Genomic DNA, 23099 nt, shown 5'->3' on the forward strand with positions numbered 1-23099 from the left:
GAATAGTGGCAAAAATAAAAAGGTAGCTCCCTAAAATGGGAAGCTACCTTTTATTTTGTGCACAAAGTCACATGATTCCTTTTAGCATTTATATGCATACTTTGTACAACCACGTTCGGTTGATTACTTTAACTCCAAATATTCTCATTGTTATTTTTTGCTTGTTGTTCAGCTTTTTCAAATACGTCTCTGTATTTACCATTAGGTGCATAATATTTTTCTTTAGCTAAACCTTTTTTTATTAATTCTTCATTAAACATTGTATGCTTATCTAACCATAAATAAGCTAATGTTCTTCCATATTGATCTTCTTGTTCTTTATCATATTCCAAAAAAACGTCTTTGTTTGTCAATTGTGCTTTAGAATAATCAGAAGCTTCTTTACCATATGGTTGAACTGGAGTATCAGGTTTAACTGTTTCTGGCGTGTCCACTCCGATAAGTCTAACCTTCAGTTCTTTGTTATTGTCATCTTTGGCAACCAAAGTATCACCATCAACAACACGTTCAATGTGCACTTCCTCAGTTTCGTTAGGTCCAGAATCTGATTTTGATCCATTATTTTGAAAAGGCCCTGTTCCATTTATAAATTGAAACGCAAGTACACCTAACACAATCACACTAACAACTAATATCGTCATTTTTTTAGTCGATTTCACTGTTGCACCTACTTCTTTTGAATTGTCCAAATTATCATATAGAAAATCAATTAAGCCGTCAAGTTAGCGTAGTCCACAATATTTTATACTTTAATTCAAATGACAAAATTCTGTTATAATATTCAACGTAATTATAATGACGAATAATAATATTTTATTTTATATCACTGATAAACTCGTGCTATAATACATTAGATAGGAGTGAACAAATTGAGTATATTTAAAGAGAATATGATTACAATCATCGCAGTGATTATTGCAGTGATTGTAGGACTCATATTACAAAATCAATTTCAATTACCGTTAATGGTATCAGCAGTCGTAGCGATTTGTTTAGGTGTCCTTATTGGTTTCATTGTTTTTGTTATCCAAGCAGTCGTAACGAAATATAAAAAGAAATAACCTTTACTGCCGCATATCAAATGCAGGCAGTTTTTTTATGTATCATTTTAATACGTATTAGCAATAGAACGATAAGAAATAAAATTTTTCACTTTAGTTTACATAACTATATTATAGTAGTTTTAACATCTTTCTTAAATTATCGTCGTTACTTTATAGATCCTTTTCACAAAATAAAAAAGTCGAGTAAAAAGTTAAAACTTCATACTCGACTTTTTTATTTTAAGTATTTTTTATGAATGTCAGTATAGCATTAAACTCTTCTTCATTCGATGAGTATGTGCGTTCCTCAACTTCTCGTACTGTAGCATTTAGTAACTGATAACCTGCCACTTCATCATCTTCTAAAAATGCATTAATACTACTCTCTAATTCTTTTAATGATGCCGCTCTCAATGTACTTAGTTTAATCTTGTTCATCTACCCATCCCCTTATCAAGATAAATAATATTTATTAGTTACATATTACTACTTATACATCATACATACAATTAATAATACAATAGCTTCAAATATTAATGTGCATTATAATGCTCTTTGTTGACTCTTATAATCCTTTTATCTTAAAATTAAGTTTCAGTTTATAATGATTGAGGTGATTATTTTCTTCAAATCAAAAGAAGCGCGTGCATTTATTATATACTTTGGAATATGTCTTACTTTATTTACATTATATTTATTACCTTTCGTGCACGCGATATTCGGTTAATATAGGTGTATCACTACAATTATATTATCTCAACAAACAGCCCCAAATAACTCAAATCGAGTTATTTGGGGCTGTTCTTTATTAATAATGTTTTAACGTAAGATGTTATTAAAATAGCTAAGATTTGCATGAGTAATATAATTAATATGTGTCGCTTCTTTAGACAACATATCCTGTGATTTAATTAATTTTTGTATTTGCAAATCATTTTTATGCTTGTTTTTCATCTGACTTTTAGTAATAAAGTGGGCTAAAAATGGTATAACTATAAAAGTGATTATCCAGTTTGGAATTTAAAACCTGCACCAAAAACACTTCCTAACATTAAATCGGTGCAAAAAAACAACCCGAGATCATTCATTCAGAATGACCCGAGTTGTTGATATTACTGATATTATCCCTCTTGTTTAGCACCTAGTATTCTTTAAGGTATTGTTCTCTTTCCCATTCAGAAACTTGTGTTCTATAATAATCCCACTCAATTGATTTAGAGTTAATAAATTGATTATAAATATGATTGCCTAAAGCTTCTTTAATTGGTGCGTTATTTTTCATTGCTTTAACAGCAGTGTATAAAGTTGAAGGTAAATCTTCTATACCAACAGCTTCACGTTCTTCGCGATTCATTTCATAAATGTTTTGGTTAACTGGTTCTGGAACTTCTAGTTTATTTTTAATACCATCTAAACCTGCTTCTAAAAGTGCTGCTAATGCTAAATATGGATTGGCAGCTGGATCTACTGAACGTACTTCAACACGTGTAGATAATCCACGAGAAGTTGGTACACGGATTAATGGTGAACGGTTTTTACCACTCCAAGCGATATAACATGGTGCTTCGTAACCTGGAACTAAACGTTTGTATGAGTTTACTAAAGGATTACATACAGCTGTGAAACCACGTGCGTTTTTCAAAGTACCTGCTATGAAATGATAAGCATCTTTCGTCATTTGCATATCGCCATCTGGATCATAGAATGCGTTCTCTTTGCCCTTGAATAATGACATGTTAAAGTGCATCCCACTACCATTAACACCGAATAAAGGTTTCGGCATGAATGTCGCATGTAGATTATGTTGACGTGCAATTGTTTTTACAACAAGTTTAAATGTTTGAATGTTATCACAAGCTGTAATTGCATCTGCATATTTAAAGTCTATTTCATGTTGACCTGGTGCGACTTCATGGTGACTCGCTTCAATATCAAAGCCCATGTCTTCAAGTTCTAATACAATATCACGACGACAATTTTCACCTAAATCTGTTGGTGCAAGGTCAAAGTATCCACCATTATCATTTAATTCTAATGTTGGTTCGCCTTTTTCATCTAATTTAAATAAGAAGAATTCTGGCTCAGGCCCCAAATTCAAATCTGAGAATCCTAATTCTCTCATATTTTCTAAGACACGTTTTAAGTTTGAACGTGGATCACCTTCAAATGGTGTATGATCTGTTTTATAAACATCACAGATAAGTCGAGCAACTTTTCCTTGTCCTGCTGTCCATGGGAAGATAACCCATGTATCTAAATCTGGGTATAAATACATATCTGACTCTTCAATTCGAACGAAACCTTCAATTGAAGAACCATCAAACATCATTTCATTATCTAATACTTTTTCTAGTTGGCTAACCGGTACTTCTACGTTTTTAATTACGCCTAGAATATCAGTGAATTGTAAGCGTAAATATCTTACGTTTTCTTCTTTAGCAAACTTATGAATGTCTTCTTTAGTAAATGTACGTTTTGGCATTGTAAATGTCCCCCGTTAATATTATTTGATAAAACGTGATAAGTCACCACGATTTATCGGTATTGCTTCTCGTTGTGGTTTCTGGGTAGCTTCAACTATCATTTGTTTTCTTGTTTCTTGTTCATCATCAGAAAGATGACTTTGCTCTTCATTAAGAATTTGCTTAATACCCTTGATATTAAATCCTTTTTCAATCAGTTTTTTAATTTCTAAAAGTCGTTCCAAATCATTTAATGAAAAGAGCCTCTTATTGCCTTCTGAACGTTGTGGTTTAATCAGTTCATGTGTTTCATAGTAGCGAATTTGCCTTGCGGTTAATTCACTCAATTTAGTTACAACACTGATAGAGAATACAGGCATATTGCGTCTTAATGTATCGTTTGACTTCAATTCCCTCACCTCTATTTTTGAACTTGTTCTAAATTTAGCACAATTTTTCAATAATTTCAAAAATATGTAAGGTTTCCTCACATATCCTTTGAACCCTTGGTATCACTAACGTGCGTCTTATCAACATTTATAAATCATATTAATTTTTAGAAAATTCCTTTAATTTGTTCAAAAAAATCCATATATTTTATCTAAATTCACATCATTAGCAAGTATATTACTTCAAAATGTGTGTTTGATAGAATACATGGATTTTAGCTTCCTTTTATATCAGTTGCTGTGATTTAAGATTTGCTGCAGCTCTTGTTACTGCCAATTTCACATGCTCGTAAGTTAAGCCACCTTGTACATAGGCTTCATATGGTGGTCGAATTGGACCATCAGCTGATAATTCAATAGACGAACCTTGGATAAACGTACCAGCAGCCATAATAACATCGTCTTCATAGCCTGGCATAGAAGCAGGTTCTGGCTTAAAGTGCGCGTTAATCGGTGAAGCTTGTTGAATACTTTGGCAAAATTGAATCATTTGCTCTTTCGTATCAAATTCAACTGTTTGTATAAGATCCGTTCTCGGAACATCATATCTTGGTTTTGTATGCATGTTCATTTTTTCTAATAGTAGACTCGTAAACAATGCGCCTTTTAAACTTTGGCTAACAACATGAGGTGCTAAGAAAAAGCCTTGGTACATTTCTTGTAATGAGTTAAGAGAGGCACCCGCTTCTTTACCTATACCAGGTGCAGTTAAACGGTATCCACATCTAGCAACCAAGGATTCTTTGCCGGCAATATAACCACCAATTTTAGCTAAGCCACCACCTGGATTTTTAATTAATGATCCAGCAATTAAATCTGCACCACATTCTATCGGTTCACGCGTTTCAACGAATTCACCATAACAATTATCTACAAAAATAATCACGTCCGGATACTGTGATTTTATTGTTTGAATTGCGCGCTCAATCACTTCTAAATTAAGAGAAGGTCGTTGATCATATCCTTTAGAACGTTGAATTGCAATAACTTTGGTTTGTGGTTTGATTTGATTCATTACTTCTTCTATATCTATATCATCATCTTTTAAATCAACTTTATTATAACTCACGCCGTATTCTTTCAAACTTTCAATACCATTTCCATTTATGCCAATAACCTCTAATAAAGTATCATAAGGATTTCCTGTTATATATAACAGCTCATCACCATATTTTAATGTGCTTTGTAAAGCAATCGTTATCGCATGGGTACCTGAAATAATTTGCGGTCTGACAATAGCATCTTCTGCTTTAAAAACATGAGCATAAATTTCTTCTAAATGGTCTCTACCAAAATCATCATAGCCATAACCAGTAGTGCCTTGCAAGTCATTTTCAGTTGCTCTAACCGCATGAAATGCATCTAATACTTTTTCCTGATTAACATATGCTGTTGCCTCAATGTTTCTGAAATATGGTGCTAACGTTTCTTCTGTATTAGCAATCAGCTGTTTCATATCTTCCATTAATCATTACTTCCTTCTATTCTTTTTTATATCCTTTAATTTCATATGTCGCATCATCTTCATTAAATATTAATTCTGAGACAAGTGTATGCTGTTTGAGAAAATATAATCTATCCGCATTCGCACTTGGTATGGTTTCTTCATAATATGTGAGTGTTTTTTGCACTTGATCAAATAGCAATTGTTTTACTTTGTCTATATCTGCTTCATCTCGACTAGAAACAAATACCGATGGCTTATTCGTTGTCGGCGTCGCACCTTCATGTAAATCTTTTTTATTAAATATAATCGCTTGCGGAATTTGTGCCATATCTAAATCTGCAATAATTCCATTCACAGTATCATATTGCGCTCTATACTCAGGATGACTACTATCAACGACATGTAATAATAGATCCGCATTTTTTGCTTCTTCAAGCGTTGATTTAAAAGCTGCAATTAATGTCGTTGGCAGCTTTTGAATAAATCCAACTGTATCTGAAATAATTAAGTTAAACCCATCATTTATCTGGATTTGTCGTGTTTTAGGGTCAAGTGTTGCGAATAATAAATTCTTTTCATATGTTGTTTCATTGGCAAGCATGTTAAACCAAGACGATTTACCTGCGTTCGTATAACCTATGAGTGCAACTTGGAAAACATGGTTCTGTTCACGTTTATTACGATAACGTTCACGATGTTCAACCACTGTTTCTAATTGGTGTTTAATTTCATTCATTCTCGTTCTAATATGACGACGGTCCATTTCTAGCTTCGTTTCACCAGGGCCTCTTGTCCCAATACCGCCACCTAAACGTGACAAACTACGTCCATGCCCTTGCAATCTTGGCATTAAATAATCAAGTTGCGCTAATTCAACTTGTAATTTACCATCTTTACTGCTTGCTCTTAATGCAAAAATTTCTAATATTAATTGCGTTCTGTCGATAATTTTCACATTTAAATTTCCATTTAGCGCTTTTGATTGTGCTGTTGTTAATTCATCATTAGCAACAACGACATCGATATCATGATATTCAATATACGCTCGAATATCTTCTAATTTCCCTTTACCAACATAATATTTTCTATCAAAATGCGTTCTGTTTTGAGTAAACTGTTCTTGAACGTTTAGTTGACACGTTTCTGACAATGATGCTAATTCTTCCATTGTCGACTCAAAATCAAATTCATCATCATTTTGAGCATGTACTCCAACTAAAATAGCTGTTTCTAATTCTTTTTTTGTATTATAAGTTTGTTGTTGGGTCATAACATGCACCTCTTTTCTTAGCTATTCTATCATAGTGTATATATAAAGACTACAGCGCCAATTTATGTTAGATTATTTATAAGAGGTGAATTAAAATGACTATATATGACATAGAAGTTCAGAAACCAAATGGAGAATCGTACAAATTAGATACGTACCAAGGACAACCCATGTTAATTGTTAACACGGCTAGTGAATGTGGTTTTACACCACAGTTCGAAGGACTTCAAAGTTTATATGATAAATATAAAGATCAAGATTTTATAGTATTAGGTTTCCCTTGTAATCAATTTGGAGGTCAAGAGCCTGGCACTGGTGAAGAAGCTACACAAAACTGTAAAATTAACTATGGCGTTACTTTCCCAATGCATGAAAAAGTTGATGTCAAAGGTGAAAATCAACACCCACTATTTGAATTTTTAACTAAAGAACAAAATGGTGTCTTCAATGAAAAAATCAAATGGAACTTCACTAAATTCCTAGTAGATAAAGATGGTAAAGTTGTAAAACGCTTTTCTCCACAGAAAAAACCTAATCAAATCGAATCAGAAATTGAAGCATTATTATAATTTGAAGATTTTATGATTTTCTGAAACAATATTAATCATTACAATATCTATAAATAAATATAAGCTACACTAGATGTCAATTAATCTAGTGTAGCTTTTTTAGTTTTTAATTTTTAATTATATATTTTCTGATTATGATGTTTGAGGTACATCATCAATTGTAAAAGTACTGATAGCATGTTTATAAATAAAATGCTGTTTACCTTGAGATAATAAGCATACTACATACTTATCATAATCCTCAATAACACCTTTCATTTGAAAACCATTCATTAAAAACACAATCACTTTTGTTTGATCAGTCTTAAATTGTCCTAGGAATTTATCTTGGATGTTTTCTGTTGTCTTCATGTTCTATACTCCTTTTCTTTATTTGGACTGAAACTTCATCTAACATCGATGAAAGTGACATTTTCTCTTTATCTAACCATACTACGTCTAGCTTATTTTTGAACCAAGTCATCTGTCGCTTTGCATAGTTTCGAGAATGTTGCTTTAATTTATCTATTGCGTCATTTTTATTTGTACCGCACTTCACTACAGGCAACATTTCTTTATAGCCTATAGCTTGCATACTTTGACATGATTCATATCCCGCATCTACGAGTTGTTTCACTTCATCAAGTAAACCACGTTCCAACATTATATCTACGCGTTTATTTATTCTTTGATATAATATGTCACGCGACATTTCTATCCCTAATAATAATGTATCATAATTTTCTGTATATTGTTGAACTTTCTTTCGAGAACTTAAAAGTTTTTTTGTTTTTAAATAATATTGTATTGCCCTGCGCACTCTTTTTCTATTATTAGGATGAATATCTTCTGCTGACTCACTATCAAATGATGATAAATACTGATGTAACGCTTCATTTGATAGCTGATCTAATTCTGCTAATTTTTTATCTACTAATTCACTTTCTTCTTCTGTGATTGTTTCATCTTCAAACGCATAATCGTGAATCAGAGACTGGATATATAAGCCCGTGCCTCCAGCAATTATAGGCACACATCCTCTATCAGTAATCTCAGTTATTAATTGCTGGGCTCTATTTTTAAAATCAAATGCAGAAAATGTTTCATCTGGTTCTAATATATCTATCATATGATGTGGCACGCCTGACATTTCATCTGGTGTAATCTTTGCTGTACCTATATCCATATGCTTGTATACTTGCATTGAATCGCCACTGATAATTTCACCATTAAATTTTTTCGCTAATTCAATGCTAAATTCTGTCTTTCCAACAGCAGTCGGTCCTACAAGTACGATTAAAAAAGGTTTATCGTTATGCACGTGTATATCAACTCTCTTTAGTTATTTACTATTATTATTTATCTTTTTTAAAATTTGCTTTTCAATCCATTCATACATGTTATTCCATGTAATATCAGAATCCGTATCGAATAAAACTTCATGGCGTTTATTTTTGTATAAATGGACGGTTACATGTTTCACACCACAGCGTTTATATAATTTCCCTAGTTTTCTAATACCTTTACCTTTGCCACCTAACGGATCGTCTTTACCCGATATGAGTAGTACAGGAAGTTCTGTATTCATTTTTTCAATATTTTTTACACGACTTGTGGCTAATGCGTGTTTTATTATTTGGTATATAAGTTGATTGGAAACTAAAAAACCAGTATTCGGATCTTTTATAAATTTAGCCACTTCTCGAGCATCGCTAGATAACCAATCGCTTGAAGTTTTTTGATTTTTGATATCTTTATTGAATGATTTATACATTAATCGGTTAATCCACTTCAATCGACGTCGTTTCCCTAATATTAAAGTAATGATTTTCATTAATGCAGCAATGGGTAGACCTAAATACTTTGGATATTGTGCTGTGCCACTAAGAATTAAACCTTGCGCTGCATCAGGATATTTTTGAGCAAATACACGCGCTATAATAGAACCCATAGAATGACCAATCATAATGTATGGGATGTTTGTATAGTGTGTACACATTGTTTGAGCAATTTCATATGTATCATCCGCTACTTGTGATATATCATCTATATGTCCGCGTTCTTTTTCATTTATTTCTTTACCATGACCTCTATGGTTATGGCGTAATACATCATATCCTTGTTGATTAAACGATTCAACAAGTTCATCATATCTTCCCATATGTTCTGCCATACCATGAAGCAAATGTACAACACCAATTGTTTCATGTTTGGCTTTATCTAATTTCACTTCTAACATTGTGCCATCTTCAACAGTAATCTTAAATTCCTTTTGACTCATGTGATAGCCCCCAAATCATGCATCATTTCAATCTTCTTATACTATACAATATACCCTCAAAATTCAATGTTATCAAATAGAATGCAAAACGTTAACCACTAGACAACGATATATTAAAAAACATTGATTTTATAAATACTTAAGAAAATATTCTCACCAATAAAAATGCAATAATCCTTCGAAACCCTAATATGATTCTATATTAAAAATGTTATACTCAATATCAAGTATTGAATCAATAATAGGTATTGAGTTAATCATGCTCATCATAAAATGTAAAACAAACAACAATTCGTCGAGGAGGACATCTAATGGATATAACGATTTTTATTTTTATTTTATTAGCTATATTCTTAGGTGCTTTAGTCCGAACATACTTTGGCTTTGGAGAAGCTTTAATCAGCATGCCTTTATTAGCTTTAATCGGTTTAGATATAAAAACAGCTATATCTTTAGTGGGTATCGCTGGTCTAACTGTGGCTTTATTCAATATTTTTTCTGAAATGAAGCATATTAAATATAAGACTTTGGCAGTCATGATGTCCGGTAGTTTAATCGGCATACCTATAGGCATATGGATACTCCATCATTTTGATACTGAAAAAATACAATTACTGTTAGCTATTTTTCTAATCTTTTATGGTATTTATGCATTTATCAAGACCGTTTTTCTTACCCATCACGCTAAAATTAAACTTAAATCTTCTCTATGGGAAGGTTTGGCAGGACTTGTTTCCGGCATGCTAGGCAGTATTTATAACTCTCATGGTGTACCAATCGTTATTTTCGGAACGCTAAGTCAATGGCATATTAAAGACTTTAAAAGTACAATTCAGGCTCATTTTCTATTAACAGCTATCTTTGTTGTCATAGGTCAATTGTTGGGTGGTATATGGACGAGTCAAACTATTCAATTATTCTTAGCTACTTTACCTGTATTGATTGTTGCAGTTTTATTAGGTAAGTATTTATCGAAAAAGACACACCATAATCATTTTGAAAAATGGATTTATATTTTTATAGTTATCTTAGGTATATTAATGCTTTCAACACAGTAATTAGATTTTATATTACTTGCTTCAGAAAACAAAGACTTAAATATAATTTAGCAAAGGTTGGTTTATTATGTTTGAAAATTATGCTTCTAAAAAGTTAATAAATAAAATGCACGAAATGGTAAATGACTTTTCTCCAATTAATTTTGAAGTTGAAAAATGGAATCATGAATATGAGGCTTTTAATTTTAACTTAGCCCATCATACTTTTAAAAGTCGGTTAGCTAAGAAGACACCTAAAAAAACTGGTTATTTTGTTGCAATGTGGCATAAAAATGAAATAGCTCAAAATACTCCTTTTAATTGCGAGGGTTCTAAAGATTACTTGGTTATTAATATTATTGATGGTGATCGTAAAGGACAATTTATTTTTCCGAAAGATATTTTGTTAGCAAATGGCGTCTTAACTTCAACCCAATACAAAGGCAAAATGGCAATGCGTGTTTATCCCAATTGGGAATCAAATTTAAACAAGACTGCATTAAAAACACAAAAGTGGCAAAGCCCTTACTTTTTAGATTTATCTGTCCCCTTCAACGAAAAAGATATCTATACATATTATGATATAAAGTAACACAAAGATATATTGAGGTAGACAAACAAAAACTGGCGACAAAGTCCTAAGACCTTGTCGCCAGTTTTACTATTTATACATATTTATTCTTTAACTGCTGGTTGGTTATTACCTGTTTGTGCTTCTTTAATCGCAGTTTCTAATTCTTTTGTATATAATTCTTTTTGAATATTTGTATAGCCTAATAATTCAGCCATTACATCAATTACTTGTTCTTTATAATTTAATACATCATCAATCTTGAAATATAATTTACCTGTACGACGGATAAAGAAATCTGTTGGACGGTGAACCATTTCATTTTGAATTGAATAAATTAATTCTGTGTAGATATCTAACGGTAAACCAGTTTCTTGATATTGCGCAGTTTGTGCAATTTTGAATAACTCTTCAGCGTTTGAACCATATTTAGATACAAAGTGACGTGCAGTCGCTTCGTCTATTTGATAAGCTTTTGCATCTTCAACTTTTTGTTCAATATATTTATCAAAGTTTTTACTGCCGCCTACATCGCCACCAGAGATTGGTAAGTGTTTTGTTGCCGCTTTAGCGAAAGTAAGTTTATATTCTGATTTTAAGCGTTTTGCTAATAAATCAACAATTTCTACTGCCATATGACGGTAACCAGTTAATTTACCACCTGCAATTGTTAATAAACCAGATTTACCTTCCCAAACTTCGTCTTTACGAGAAATTTCTGAAGGATCTTTACCTTCTTCTAAAATAAGTGGTCTCACACCAGCCCATGATGATTCAATATCTTCATCAGATACGTTAACATCAGGGAACATATAGTTAATTGCTTCAATTAAATAATCTCTATCTTCTTGGTTAACTAATGGTGATGTCTTAACATTGTCATAAAAAGTATCTGTAGTACCAACATATGCTTTGCCTTCACGTGGAATAGCAAAAATCATACGGCCATCGTTTTCTGTATCAAAGTATACAGCTTGACCTAGTGGGAATTTAGATTGATCAATTACAACATGAACACCTTTTGTTAAACGTAATTCTTTATTGTTACGTGCATAATCGCCACTACGTACTTCATCTACCCATGGACCACTTGCATTGATAACTTTTTTAGCTTTAATTGGGTAAGTTTCATTGCTAATTTGGTCTTCTACTTGAATACCATTAACTGTTTCATTTGAATCATATGTGAAATGAACAGATTTTGTATGGTTAATGATAGTAGCGCCTTTTTCTTCAGCACGTTTCATTACTTCAATAGTTAATCGTGCGTCATCTGTACGGTATTCAACATAAGAGCCACCAGCTTTAAGACCAGCTTTTTTAACAAGTGGTTCTTTTGCAAGTGTTTCTTTTGCATTTAACATTGTTTTACGTTCAGCTTTTTTAACACCTGCTAATCTATCATAAACGCCTAAACCAATCGATGTAGTGAATTTACCCATAGATCCGCCTTTATGCAATGGTAATAACATGCGTTCTGGTGTTGTTACATGTGGACCATTTTCATAAACAATCGCACGTTCGCGACCAGTTTCTGCTACAACGCCTACTTGTAATTGTTTTAAATAACGTAATCCACCATGTACTAATTTAGTAGAACGTGAACTTGTACCTTGTGCAAAGTCTTGCATTTCTACTAAAGCGACTTTCATACCTCTATTACTAGCATCTAAAGCAATCCCAGCTCCGGTAATTCCGCCACCAATAATCACAACGTCATAAGCGTCATTTTTCAATTCTTTCTTAATCTGTTCTCTTTTTAAAGTTGATAAACTCATAAAATCCAGCGCCTCCTAAAGTATTAAAAAAAGAGAGACCCATCCCATACATATATAATTGTACGAATTGAATCTCTCATTTCTCATCTCGATATTATTAACTTACCCGTATTGTAGCACAGATAACACTTTTAAGTCTAATTTTTTTACTCATCATCTAATTTAAAGACTTGAGTAGCTTCTACAGCTTTCTTCCAGCCTTTATAATATTTTTCTCTTTCTTTTTCTACCATGTCTGGATTGAATTGTTTTTCTAATTTCCAACGATTAGCAATTTCATCTTTACTATCCCAGAATCCAACTGCAAGTCCAGCTAAGTATGCTGCACCTAATGCTGTTGTTTCACTAATTTCTGGACGTTCAACACCAACGTTTAAGATGTCGGATTGGAATTGCATAATGAAATTATTCTTAACTGCGCCGCCATCGACACGTAAATTATTTACTTTAATACCAGAATCTTTTTCCATCGCTTCTAATACGTCACGTGTTTGGTAACATAATGATTCTAAAGTAGCACGAATGAAATGTTCTTTTTCAGTACCACGCGTAAGTCCGAAAATAGCACCACGCGCTTCTGCATCCCAGTATGGTGTGCCAAGACCAACAAATGCTGGTACAACGTATACACCTTCAGTTGATTCGACACGTTCTGCATAATTTTCTGATTGCGGCGCTGAATTAATCATTCTGAGTCCATCTCTTAGCCATTGAATTGCAGAACCTGAAACGAAGATAGAACCTTCAAGTGCATAATTGACTTTACCATCAATACCATACGCGATTGTTGTTAACAAACCACTCTTAGAAGTTACAGCTTCTTCTCCTGTATTCATTAACATGAATCCACCAGTACCATAAGTGTTTTTCGCATCACCACGGTTGAAACATGCTTGGCCGAATAGTGCAGCTTGTTGGTCACCAGCGATACCAGAAATCGGCACTTCTTTACCAAAGAAATGGTAATCAACTGTGTTAGCATAAACTTCACTAGAAGATTTTACTTCAGGAAGCATTGAATTCGGAATTTCTAAAATGTCTAATAATTCTTGATCCCATTCTAGGTCATGAATGTTATAGATTAATGTACGACTTGCGTTTGTATAATCTGTGATATGTGCTTGTCCACCTGATAGTTTCCATACTAGCCATGAATCAATTGTTCCGAATAGTAAGTCACCATTGTCAGCTTTTTCTCTTGTACCTTCAACATTATCAAGTATCCATTTTACTTTTGTACCTGCAAAGTAAGGATCTAATAAAAGGCCTGTTTTTTCACGGAATTTGCTTTCTAAACCTTGGTCTTTTAAGTCTTGACAAATACTTTGTGTTTGACGCGATTGCCATACAATTGCGTGATACACTGGACGTGACGTATGTTTATCCCAAACTACTGCTGTTTCACGTTGATTTGTAATACCGATACTCGCGATTTGATCTGCGCCAACATTTTCTTCATTAAGCACTTCAGCAATAACTGCCAATACAGACGTCCAAATTTCGTTTGCGTCATGTTCTACCCAACCAGATTTAGGAAAATATTGTTTAAATTCACGTTGTGCTACGCCTTGGATTTTCCCATCTTGGTCAAAAAGAATCGCTCTTGAACTTGTTGTACCTTGGTCAATTGACAAAATATATTTTTTCATATTGATAATCTCCCTTTTATTATATTTGTTGAATAAATAATGTATGTGAAATGTATGTTTCCCAACAATCTACCTGTATACATTTCTTTTTAATAATTCAACAAACATATTCATATTATTTATTTTTTTATAATATAAGACCTGTTTATATTTTAACGTATAAACAGGACAGTTAAAACTTATTTAATAAATTGTTTCGATACCTTTTGCACTTTTTGCTTTGTTTAAAGCGATTCCAAGCGCAATTGTTACAATTAATAACACGATTGATACAACAGACATCATATCAAACGCACCTTTATAGAACAATCTATAAATGACCGCACCCATCATACCACCTGTAATAGGTCCTAAAACCGGAACAATTGCATAACTCCAATTTGATTTGCCTTTACCAGCTATTGGTAAAATGGCATGTGCGATACGAGGTCCTAAATCACGAGCAGGATTAATGGCATAACCAGTTGGACCACCTAAACTTAAACCAATCGCAACAATTAAACTACCAACAATTAATGGATTTAAGCCGTCAGCTATTTTATTCATTCCAATGAATAATAAACCCATTGTTAAAGCAGCAGTACCAATAATTTCACTTAAAAAGTTGGCAAAGTAATTTTTTATTGCTGGTGCTGTAGAAAACACAGCTAATTTTGTATCTTTATCTTCAGTTGCTTTCCATTGTGCTAAATACATTAACCAAACTAAAATACCACCGATGATACCACCAAGTATTTGACAAATGATGTATCCAGGAACCATACCCCAGCTTAATGCACCGTCCATTGCGAACGCTAAAGTAACAGCCGGATTTAAATGCGCACCAGATATTTCACCAGTAGCGTAAACGCCCATAGTTACGGCAAGCCCCCAACCTGTAGCAATTACAATCCAATCAGCACCGTTACCATTGCTTCGTTTTAAATTAACGTTGGCAACAACGCCACCCCCAAATAATACTAATATTGCTGTTCCCAATAATTCAGCAAAATATACACTCATAGAGACTCCTCCTAAAAAAGACAAAGAGACTCCTACAATTATGTCCAGTGTTAATCCACTGGTTTAATGACTGTAGAAATCTCCCATCTCTGTTCTAATTATTAACTTGTGTTTATCTTACACCTCTATTGAAAGCGTTGTCAATCTTTTTTGTAAAAAAATTGCCACAATTTAAAAATCAATAACAGCGCTTTCTTTAATTTCGAATTGCTGAGTATGACAATTAATTTTTGCTGATAAGCCATAAGGCATGCTGTGCTTGGGTTCATTGTGTCCAAATGACAAATTATATAAAATTGGAATGCTTGGTTTATTACTTCTTTTAATAATTTTTAATATTTCATTTTTATACGCTTCATAATATATTTGATTAAATGGTTTACCAAAAACAATGCCTTCTACTTTATCTAACACCCCTATTTGTAATAATTGATTAAACATTTTCGAAAATTCTAAAGGAGATGGTGTATCTTCTGAAGTTTCTAAAAAAAGTATCGCATGATTGAAATGCTCTAATTCCGGAAATATGGGAGTATCTATCAAACTCACAAATGTTTCTAAATTACCTCCAATTAAATGGCCACTCACAATACCTGCCCCATTTATAACTTCATAACTTTGGTTGTCTCTTTTAGTCCTAGCAATATTTTTATTTTCTACTTTCCATTCTAATCCTGTTGGTCTTGTATAAGGCGTAGGCAATCGTTCGCCAATTGCTGAACTATTGAACCAACATTTTTCAATATCTTTAATTGTATAGCTATCCATTTCTATATTCTCCGCAAAATCTGTCAATAAGGCTTGTCCATAAAAACTAACGATACCCATTTTATAAAACATCATGTGCACAGTCGTTGAATCGGAATAACCCGAAAAAATCTTGGGGTTATCATAAATTGCTTGAAAATCTACATAGGGTAATATGCTAATGGCATCTTCACCACCAATACAACTTATAATCGCTTTTACATCACTATCTTTTAATGCTTCATTCAAATCTGAAGCACGCAGTTCAGGGTGTTCACGGACATATTTTATACCTTTGAGTGCATTGGGCATAATTTTTACATGCAAACCAAATACGGATTCCAGTCGTTCGATTCCTTGTTTTGTTCGCCATAAAATCGAATCTTCTCCGGCTAAACCAGAAGATAAAGATACAATTGCAACAGTGTCACCTCTTAATAATTTCCTCGGTTTTATCATTAAATGTTCCCCCTAGGTTTTTAATTTACATAAATTGATACTTAATCATTAAAAAATGGTATAAAAAAGAATTAGCTATAAGCTTTAGAAATGATTATACATTAATAAAATGATTTAATCTGTTTCTAAAATAGCTAATTCTATTAAGACAATTACATTATGATCAACATCATTCAATCTTTATGCTTTAATAGAACGATTGTTAATTTAACTGCTTTAGCTTTATTACCATAAATCCCGATCACTTGTAGTGATATATTTCGCACCATTTTTTACCGCAACATCAACTTCCTCAACGTCATTAATCAACCCACCAGCAATCACAGACGTATTCGTCTCTTCATTAATGATTTTTATGGCCTTTGTTGCTATACCTGGCAACACTTCAACAAAGTCAGGCTCAACACGTTTTATAAGCTCAATACTTCTAGTTAGTGCATGACTATCTAGAATAAATACACGGAAAACCGTAGTCGTATTCAACGCTTTGGCTTTGTTTATAACTTTCGTTTTTGTCGATACGATGCCTTTGGGATGATAGTTTTGAATGATAAATTCACAAGCAAATTCATCGTGACTCATACCTCTAATTAAATCAATATGCATATACACTTCTATATTATTCTTCTTCATCAATTCCATAATACTTTTAATATGACCTATATGCGTATCTAATAACACACATTCTTTATAATCTGTCTGTATCAGTTTTTCTAAATCTTTCATTGAGCGAATAGCCGGTAAAATATATGGCTTCATCCACTAACCTCCTATATAATACGCTTAAATAAGCGTTCTAATTCATAATTTGAAAAATTAATGATTATCGGTCTGCCATGTGGACATGTAAATGGATCTTCTGTTTCTCTCAATTGATTCACTAAATCTGCCATTTCATTATTCTTTAAATAGTGATTTGCTTTAATTGATTTCTTACAACTCATCATAATAGCAGCTTCTTCACGTATTTTTTTAACATTCACTTTTTTATGTTCTAAGACATACTCAATCATATCTTTAATAATTTCTTCCGCTTCAGCAGCAGGAAACCACACTGGATAACTATCAACAATATAATCATTACCACCAAACGGTTCTAAATGCACGCCCACTTTATCTAATTCTTCAACGTGTTGATTGATAATCATCAACTCGTCTTTAGAGAAGTGAAAAGTTAAAGGAATTAATAAATTTTGTATTTCATTAGATACATCACCTATTTTTTCTCTAAAATATTCGTATTTAATCCGTTCTTGCGCAGCATGTTGATCAATCATAAACATACCGTTCTCATTTTGCGCAATAATATATGTGCCATGTACTTGACCTACGACTTCCATATAAGGTATACGCTGTGAAGGATTGCTACTGATACTCCCTTTAATGTCTGGTACTTCAGCTACATCTTCAGAAGGTGCTAATGTATTAGTAATATCTTGTTCTTCCATATCTGTCAAGACATCTCTTTGCGTCTTAGCATAATCATAAGTCGATTCTTGCACTGAATAGGAATCCTCTGAGGAGGTATTCGGACTTGAGAGTGTATGATCTAAGGCTTGATTAGATTGATTTGTTTCATTGGGCTGTTTATCCTCAAGGTCAAAATTCAAATTCGTTGAATGTGTAGCATCTCTTTGCTGTTTACGTTTCTCAAAATCAATTTTCTGTTGTTCAAATTTATCCAGCACTTTATTTTTCTGCGTCAATTTATTCATATCATTTTGTGGTATTAAAATACGATCTTTAAAAGCTTCTCGTATTTTTTCTACAATCAATTCAAACAACTGATCTTCTTTAGATAAACGTACCTCTAATTTAGTTGGGTGCACATTGACATCGACCAGTATCGGATCCATTTCAATATTAATATAACAAATCGGGAATCTGCCAATCATTAGCAGTGTATGATAACCTTCTAAAATTGCTTTGTTTATCAAAAAGTTTTTGATATATCTACCATTAATAAAAATAGATATATAATGTTTATTACTTCGGGAATGTTCTGGTTTAGCAACATATCCCTCTAAGCGATAGTCGCTCGTTTCACCAGAGATATGTACTAAATCTTTAGCCACTTTCATCCCATATATTTCTGCCATTACTTCATTTGTACGTCCTGAACCATTTGTTTTTAAAATCGTTCTGCCATCTGAAATAAGTGAAATACGAATGCCTGGATGACTCATTGCCATTCGATTTACGATATCAGTAATTTTACCTAATTCAGTATATAAACTTTTAATATATTTTAAGCGCGCTGGTGTATTATAAAATAATGATTCAACTAATATATCAGTACCTTGTTTCGCTTTTGCAGGTTTTTGATTAAGAATTTCACCATTTTCCACATAAATCTCTTGGCCTTCTTCATTATCTGTACATGTTTTCAGTGTCACTTTGGAAACAGAAGAGATACTCGCTAATGCTTCTCCACGGAATCCAAGTGTGCGAATATGAAACAAGTCATCATCTGCATCTAATTTACTAGTTGCATGACGATGAAAGACGAGGCCTAAATCTTCTATATGAATACCCGTACCATTGTCAACCACACGAATGGATGCTACGCCAGATTGTTCAACTTCGATATTGATTTCAGTCGCTTGGGCGTCAATGGCATTTTCTAATAACTCTTTGACTACTGAGCCTGGACGTTCAACAACTTCCCCAGCAGCAATCTTATTCGCTAATGATGTTTGCAACTCTTTAATTTTACCCATTTGACTTCACCTCTATTTCAATTGTTTTTGTAATTCACTTAATTTAATTAATGCTTCTATCGGCGTCATGTTAGATAAATTCAACGTCTTAATTTCATTTTCTATTTCAGATTGCTCGACCGGCGCATCAAATAGTTCAAATGCTGTTTGTTCAAATTGATTTCTATTATCATCCTGTTTTGCATATTCAGATTGCTCAGGATATGTTGCAGCTGCTTCTTCTACATTTGAGTATTGCGCTTCTTGAATACTTGAGTCTACTTCAAGTTTGTTAACTACGACTTGGTTTTCTTGTTTGTCAGTCTGTTCAAACGCATCTAATATGACTTGCGCCCGTGAAATTACTTCATCAGGTAAATGTGCTAATTTAGCTACTTGAATACCATAACTATCATCTACTGCGCCATCTTTAACCTTATGCAAGAAGATAAGTTCACCTTTATATTCGTTTGCTGCTACATGCACATTTTTCAAACAAGATAAAGATTGATCTAAAGTTGTTAACTCGTGATAATGCGTAGAAAATAGTGTTTTAGCATGAGACGTATTCGCAACGTATTCTATCATCGATTGTGCAAGTGCTAATCCATCATACGTCGATGTACCTCTTCCAATTTCATCAAAAATAATCAAACTATTTTCTGTCGCATGTGCGAGTGCTTTCTGCGCTTCTAACATTTCAACCATAAATGTACTCTTACCTGATACAAGATCATCTGCGGCGCCTATTCTTGTAAATATCTGGTCAAAGACTGGGAGTGTTGCAGATTCACAAGGGACGTATGCTCCCATTTGGGCCATAATACTAATTATGGCTACTTGACGCATATAAGTGGATTTACCCGACATATTAGGTCCAGTTATTAAATAGACAAATGTATCTTGATCTAATTCACAATCATTTGGCACATAATCATTATGGTCCATCACGCGTTCGACAACCGGATGACGCGAATTTGTTAATTGTAGTGTTTTATCTTCACTAAAATTGGGACGTGCATAGTTATATTTTTGCGCAATTTCTGCAAAACTTTGTAAACAATCAAGTTCTGATATAACTTTAGCTTGTTTTTGTAAACGTTCTGTATAGGTTTTAATTTTTTCTCTTAGCTGAACAAACAATTGATATTCTAATTCGATTGCTTTATCTTCAGCGCCAAGAATGATGTCTTCTTTTTCTTTCAATTCATCTGTGATAAAACGTTCTGCGTTAGATAATGTTTGCTTGCGATGATAACCAAATGCTGTGGGATCCAAGTCTTGTAAGTTCGCTCTAGTAATTTCAATAAAGTAACCAAACACTTTATTAAAACTAATCTTTAATGATTTAATGCCAGTACGTTGGCGTTCTTTAGCCTGTAATTCAGCTAGCCATGACTTCCCATTTTTAGATGCCTCTAAATACTCGTCTAACTCACTATTAAAACCAGTTTTAAAAAGGCCACCCTCTTTTACAGAAATTGGTGGTTCTTCTTTTAAACTTTCTTCTAGTAAGCCAAGTAATTCATCTAAGGGCTCTAGCGCTTTAAATTGTGCAGTCATCTGTTCATCAAAATCATTAAGTAGATTTTTAATATTTGGGATTTCTGAAATAGAATGTTTCAACTGAATTAAATCGCGTGCATTGACGTTGCCATAACTTACACGGCCTACTAAGCGTTCAATATCATAAACTTGATTCAAATGATTTCTTAATGTATCTCTTTCGATAAAATGATTAATAAACTGTTCTACTGTATCTAAGCGAGATTCTATATGTGCTTTATGGATAAGTGGTCTATCAATCCACTGTTTTAATCGTCTGGCACCCATTGGTGTCTTAGTCTCATCCATTAACCAGAGCAATGTTCCTTTTTTAGTTTTTAAACGAATACTTTCTGTTAATTCTAAATTTCGTTTAGCGTAAAAATCCATTTTCATAAAGTCTACCGCTTCATATTTAACAACTGCTTCAATATGGGATAAATCTCTTTTTTGTGTGTGATATATATAATCTAACAACAATTGTGTCGCATTAAACAAGTTGTCTTCCGTCATAGTATTCACACTATACTGTGCATCTGAAATTTCCGATAATACCGTTATTGTTTCAGTTGTTAAACTGATTTGTCGTTTTAAATCATCATCAATATTCTCGTTTACGACGATTTCATTAGGATTAATAGTTGTAATTTCATTCATTAGTGTCGCTTCATCTTCGAAATGTGTAACTTTCAATTCTCCAGTTGAAACATCACAATAACTTAATGCGTAAGCGACATTATCTTTCACAAAACTTAATATATAGTTGTTTTGTTTTTCATCAACGCCACCTTTATCCATTACCGTTCCAGGTGTAACGATTCTAACAACTTCACGACGAACCATACCTTTAGTCTGTCTTGGATCTTCCATTTGCTCACATATAGCTACTTTATAACCATTGCTAATCAATGTTTCAATGTAGCCATCTGCTGCATGATAAGGTACACCACACATCGGTATTGGGTTCGTTTTTTTGGCATCCCTTTTCGTCAAAGTGATTTCTAATACTCTTGACGCCTCTTTCGCATCATCGAAAAACATTTCATAAAAATCGCCCAATCTAAAAAATAATAGACAATCTTGATATTGTGATTTTATTTTTAAATACTGTTGCATCATAGGAGTTTGGTTAGTCATTTTGATATTTCACAATCCTTCTATTAGTTTCTTACTTTTCAAAAATTAAATTCAATTATTATTGTATCTTTGAATATGTATGTGTAGTCATGTAGCACACATTTCAAATATGCACTGAGCGTGTTTTCATATTCATTTTTGTACCGAAAGCCTCTTTAATACTATCCATTTTCGTTTAATTTTCTTTAACTTTATTAGTTAATTTAACTCTTAAATTTTAACATAACTTTAGATATTACGCCTATTTATTCAATCGTAGCGTTAAAGCTTAATTATTATCAAAATATTTATCAATAAAGTAACCGTAGATTTAAATTCAAAAAAACGAGACCAAGTCTCTATAAGTAATCAAGAATAATAGCACGACATAACTTGTTTCGTTATCCATCTAAAACTTCCTGATTAGTTATTTGAGTCTTAATCTCGTATCGTAAATCTGACATAGCTTATAAGAAGCGTTTTAATATGCCTTTTCTTTTCAATATCATTAATAATATATAACTGATGATAGCACCAATAATACTAGAAACGATAAATGCTAACATTAATGGTTTAATAGCAAAATCTGAAAAGCCAAGTATCCAAGCTAATGGAATACAAATTATACTACCAATAATACCTGTTCCTATCACTTCACCTACCGCAGCCATGAAGATATGCTTACGGTAATGATAAAAACCACTTGCGAGTAGTACACCTACCATACTTCCAGGAAAGGCGAAGAAGCTACCAGTACCAAAAATCATGCGTAATACAGAAGAAATAAATGCTTGAGCTAGTCCAAACCACGGACCAACAAACACAGCACATAGTACATTAATCAAATGTTGAATAGGTGCTGCTTTAATAGGGCCTAACGGAATGACAATGATACTACTCAACACTACATTAATAGCGATGAATATTGCGGTTAAAGTTAACCTTTTCGTCTTAATTGTCTTCATTCGGTTCATTCCTTTCCTGAAAGTACATTAC

The 23099-nt window shown here is 33.0% G+C and carries 21 protein-coding genes; 4 read left to right on the top strand and 17 right to left on the bottom strand.

The genetic code is table 11. From position 1 onward, the window contains the following. Positions 1–128: 128 nt before the first annotated feature. Positions 129–659, bottom strand: a complete 531-nt coding sequence (gene nucI / locus AAA453_RS09635) for a thermonuclease NucI (RefSeq protein WP_427704677.1) — start codon at positions 657–659, stop codon at positions 129–131. Positions 660–869: 210 nt separating this feature from the next. On the opposite strand from nucI, the gene AAA453_RS09640 reads away from it, so the two are divergent. Then, positions 870–1061, top strand: coding sequence for a hypothetical protein (locus AAA453_RS09640; protein ID WP_069815926.1), 192 nt, complete (start codon positions 870–872; stop codon positions 1059–1061). 222 nt (positions 1062–1283) lie between these two features. Here AAA453_RS09640 and AAA453_RS09645 read toward each other — a convergent pair whose 3' ends face one another. From AAA453_RS09645 to hflX, 5 genes are all read right to left on the bottom strand, one after another. Beyond that, on the bottom strand, positions 1284–1481 hold the full coding sequence (locus AAA453_RS09645) for a hypothetical protein (RefSeq protein ID WP_069815928.1): 198 nt from the start codon (positions 1479–1481) through the stop codon (positions 1284–1286). A gap of 703 nt (positions 1482–2184) precedes the next feature. After that, entirely contained in the window at positions 2185–3525 is a 1341-nt protein-coding gene (gene glnA, locus AAA453_RS09650; protein WP_065337891.1) for a type I glutamate--ammonia ligase, read from the bottom strand. A gap of 21 nt (positions 3526–3546) precedes the next feature. Beyond that, the gene (locus tag AAA453_RS09655; RefSeq protein WP_002507792.1) at positions 3547–3915 is read right to left on the bottom strand and encodes a MerR family transcriptional regulator; all 369 of its coding nucleotides are present in this window, start codon (positions 3913–3915) and stop codon (positions 3547–3549) included. A 265-nt stretch (positions 3916–4180) separates the two neighbouring features. Further along, entirely contained in the window at positions 4181–5419 is a 1239-nt protein-coding gene (locus AAA453_RS09660; protein ID WP_427704679.1) for an aminotransferase class I/II-fold pyridoxal phosphate-dependent enzyme, read from the bottom strand. Positions 5420–5435: 16 nt separating this feature from the next. Further along, positions 5436–6671, bottom strand: coding sequence for a GTPase HflX (gene hflX / locus AAA453_RS09665; protein WP_427704681.1), 1236 nt, complete (start codon positions 6669–6671; stop codon positions 5436–5438). A gap of 95 nt (positions 6672–6766) precedes the next feature. Here hflX and AAA453_RS09670 point away from each other — a divergent pair, with 95 nt between their 5' ends. Further along, entirely contained in the window at positions 6767–7240 is a 474-nt protein-coding gene (locus AAA453_RS09670) for a glutathione peroxidase (RefSeq protein ID WP_065337888.1), read from the top strand. 132 nt (positions 7241–7372) lie between these two features. Here the strand turns inward: AAA453_RS09670 and hfq are convergent, their stop codons facing one another. From hfq to AAA453_RS09685, 3 genes are read right to left on the bottom strand one after another with little or no spacing between them, the layout of a single operon-like run. Then, positions 7373–7591: an RNA chaperone Hfq gene (gene hfq, locus AAA453_RS09675; protein ID WP_285323125.1), complete on the bottom strand. Its 219-nt coding sequence runs from the start codon at positions 7589–7591 to the stop codon at positions 7373–7375. Further along, on the bottom strand, positions 7563–8540 hold the full coding sequence (miaA, locus tag AAA453_RS09680) for a tRNA (adenosine(37)-N6)-dimethylallyltransferase MiaA (RefSeq protein WP_427704684.1): 978 nt from the start codon (positions 8538–8540) through the stop codon (positions 7563–7565). Before miaA ends, hfq begins: the two co-directional genes overlap by 29 nt. Before the next feature lie 21 nt (positions 8541–8561). After that, positions 8562–9500, bottom strand: a complete 939-nt coding sequence (locus AAA453_RS09685) for an alpha/beta hydrolase (protein WP_069815940.1) — start codon at positions 9498–9500, stop codon at positions 8562–8564. A gap of 311 nt (positions 9501–9811) precedes the next feature. Between AAA453_RS09685 and AAA453_RS09690 the strand changes: the two genes are divergently transcribed. Further along, on the top strand, positions 9812–10558 hold the full coding sequence (locus AAA453_RS09690; RefSeq protein WP_427704687.1) for a sulfite exporter TauE/SafE family protein: 747 nt from the start codon (positions 9812–9814) through the stop codon (positions 10556–10558). A gap of 67 nt (positions 10559–10625) precedes the next feature. Beyond that, positions 10626–11129: a MepB family protein gene (locus AAA453_RS09695; RefSeq protein ID WP_069832840.1), complete on the top strand. Its 504-nt coding sequence runs from the start codon at positions 10626–10628 to the stop codon at positions 11127–11129. Positions 11130–11212: 83 nt separating this feature from the next. Here AAA453_RS09695 and AAA453_RS09700 read toward each other — a convergent pair whose 3' ends face one another. The 8 genes from AAA453_RS09700 to thiW all read right to left on the bottom strand — a co-directional run bounded on the left by AAA453_RS09700 (position 11213) and on the right by thiW (position 23068). Next, on the bottom strand, positions 11213–12886 hold the full coding sequence (locus AAA453_RS09700; protein WP_069815945.1) for a glycerol-3-phosphate dehydrogenase/oxidase: 1674 nt from the start codon (positions 12884–12886) through the stop codon (positions 11213–11215). 146 nt (positions 12887–13032) lie between these two features. Beyond that, complete coding sequence (gene glpK / locus AAA453_RS09705) at positions 13033–14535, bottom strand: glycerol kinase GlpK (RefSeq protein WP_427704689.1); 1503 nt, start codon at positions 14533–14535, stop codon at positions 13033–13035. A 183-nt stretch (positions 14536–14718) separates the two neighbouring features. After that, positions 14719–15537: an MIP/aquaporin family protein gene (locus tag AAA453_RS09710; protein WP_069815949.1), complete on the bottom strand. Its 819-nt coding sequence runs from the start codon at positions 15535–15537 to the stop codon at positions 14719–14721. A gap of 171 nt (positions 15538–15708) precedes the next feature. Continuing rightward, positions 15709–16743: a S66 family peptidase gene (locus AAA453_RS09715; RefSeq protein WP_427704692.1), complete on the bottom strand. Its 1035-nt coding sequence runs from the start codon at positions 16741–16743 to the stop codon at positions 15709–15711. A 225-nt stretch (positions 16744–16968) separates the two neighbouring features. Further along, positions 16969–17502 (bottom strand): glycerol-3-phosphate responsive antiterminator, encoded by a 534-nt coding sequence (locus AAA453_RS09720; RefSeq protein ID WP_069815953.1) that lies wholly within the window; start codon positions 17500–17502, stop codon positions 16969–16971. An 11-nt stretch (positions 17503–17513) separates the two neighbouring features. Next, complete coding sequence (gene mutL, locus AAA453_RS09725) at positions 17514–19463, bottom strand: DNA mismatch repair endonuclease MutL (protein WP_427704695.1); 1950 nt, start codon at positions 19461–19463, stop codon at positions 17514–17516. Positions 19464–19475: 12 nt separating this feature from the next. Continuing rightward, complete coding sequence (mutS, locus tag AAA453_RS09730) at positions 19476–22124, bottom strand: DNA mismatch repair protein MutS (protein WP_427704698.1); 2649 nt, start codon at positions 22122–22124, stop codon at positions 19476–19478. 446 nt (positions 22125–22570) lie between these two features. Next, complete coding sequence (gene thiW, locus AAA453_RS09735) at positions 22571–23068, bottom strand: energy coupling factor transporter S component ThiW (protein WP_069815959.1); 498 nt, start codon at positions 23066–23068, stop codon at positions 22571–22573. Positions 23069–23099 lie beyond the last annotated feature (31 nt).

This window comes from Staphylococcus parequorum (assembly GCF_039237145.1).
In the GTDB taxonomy this organism is placed as follows: Bacteria; Bacillota; Bacilli; order Staphylococcales; family Staphylococcaceae; genus Staphylococcus; species Staphylococcus equorum_A.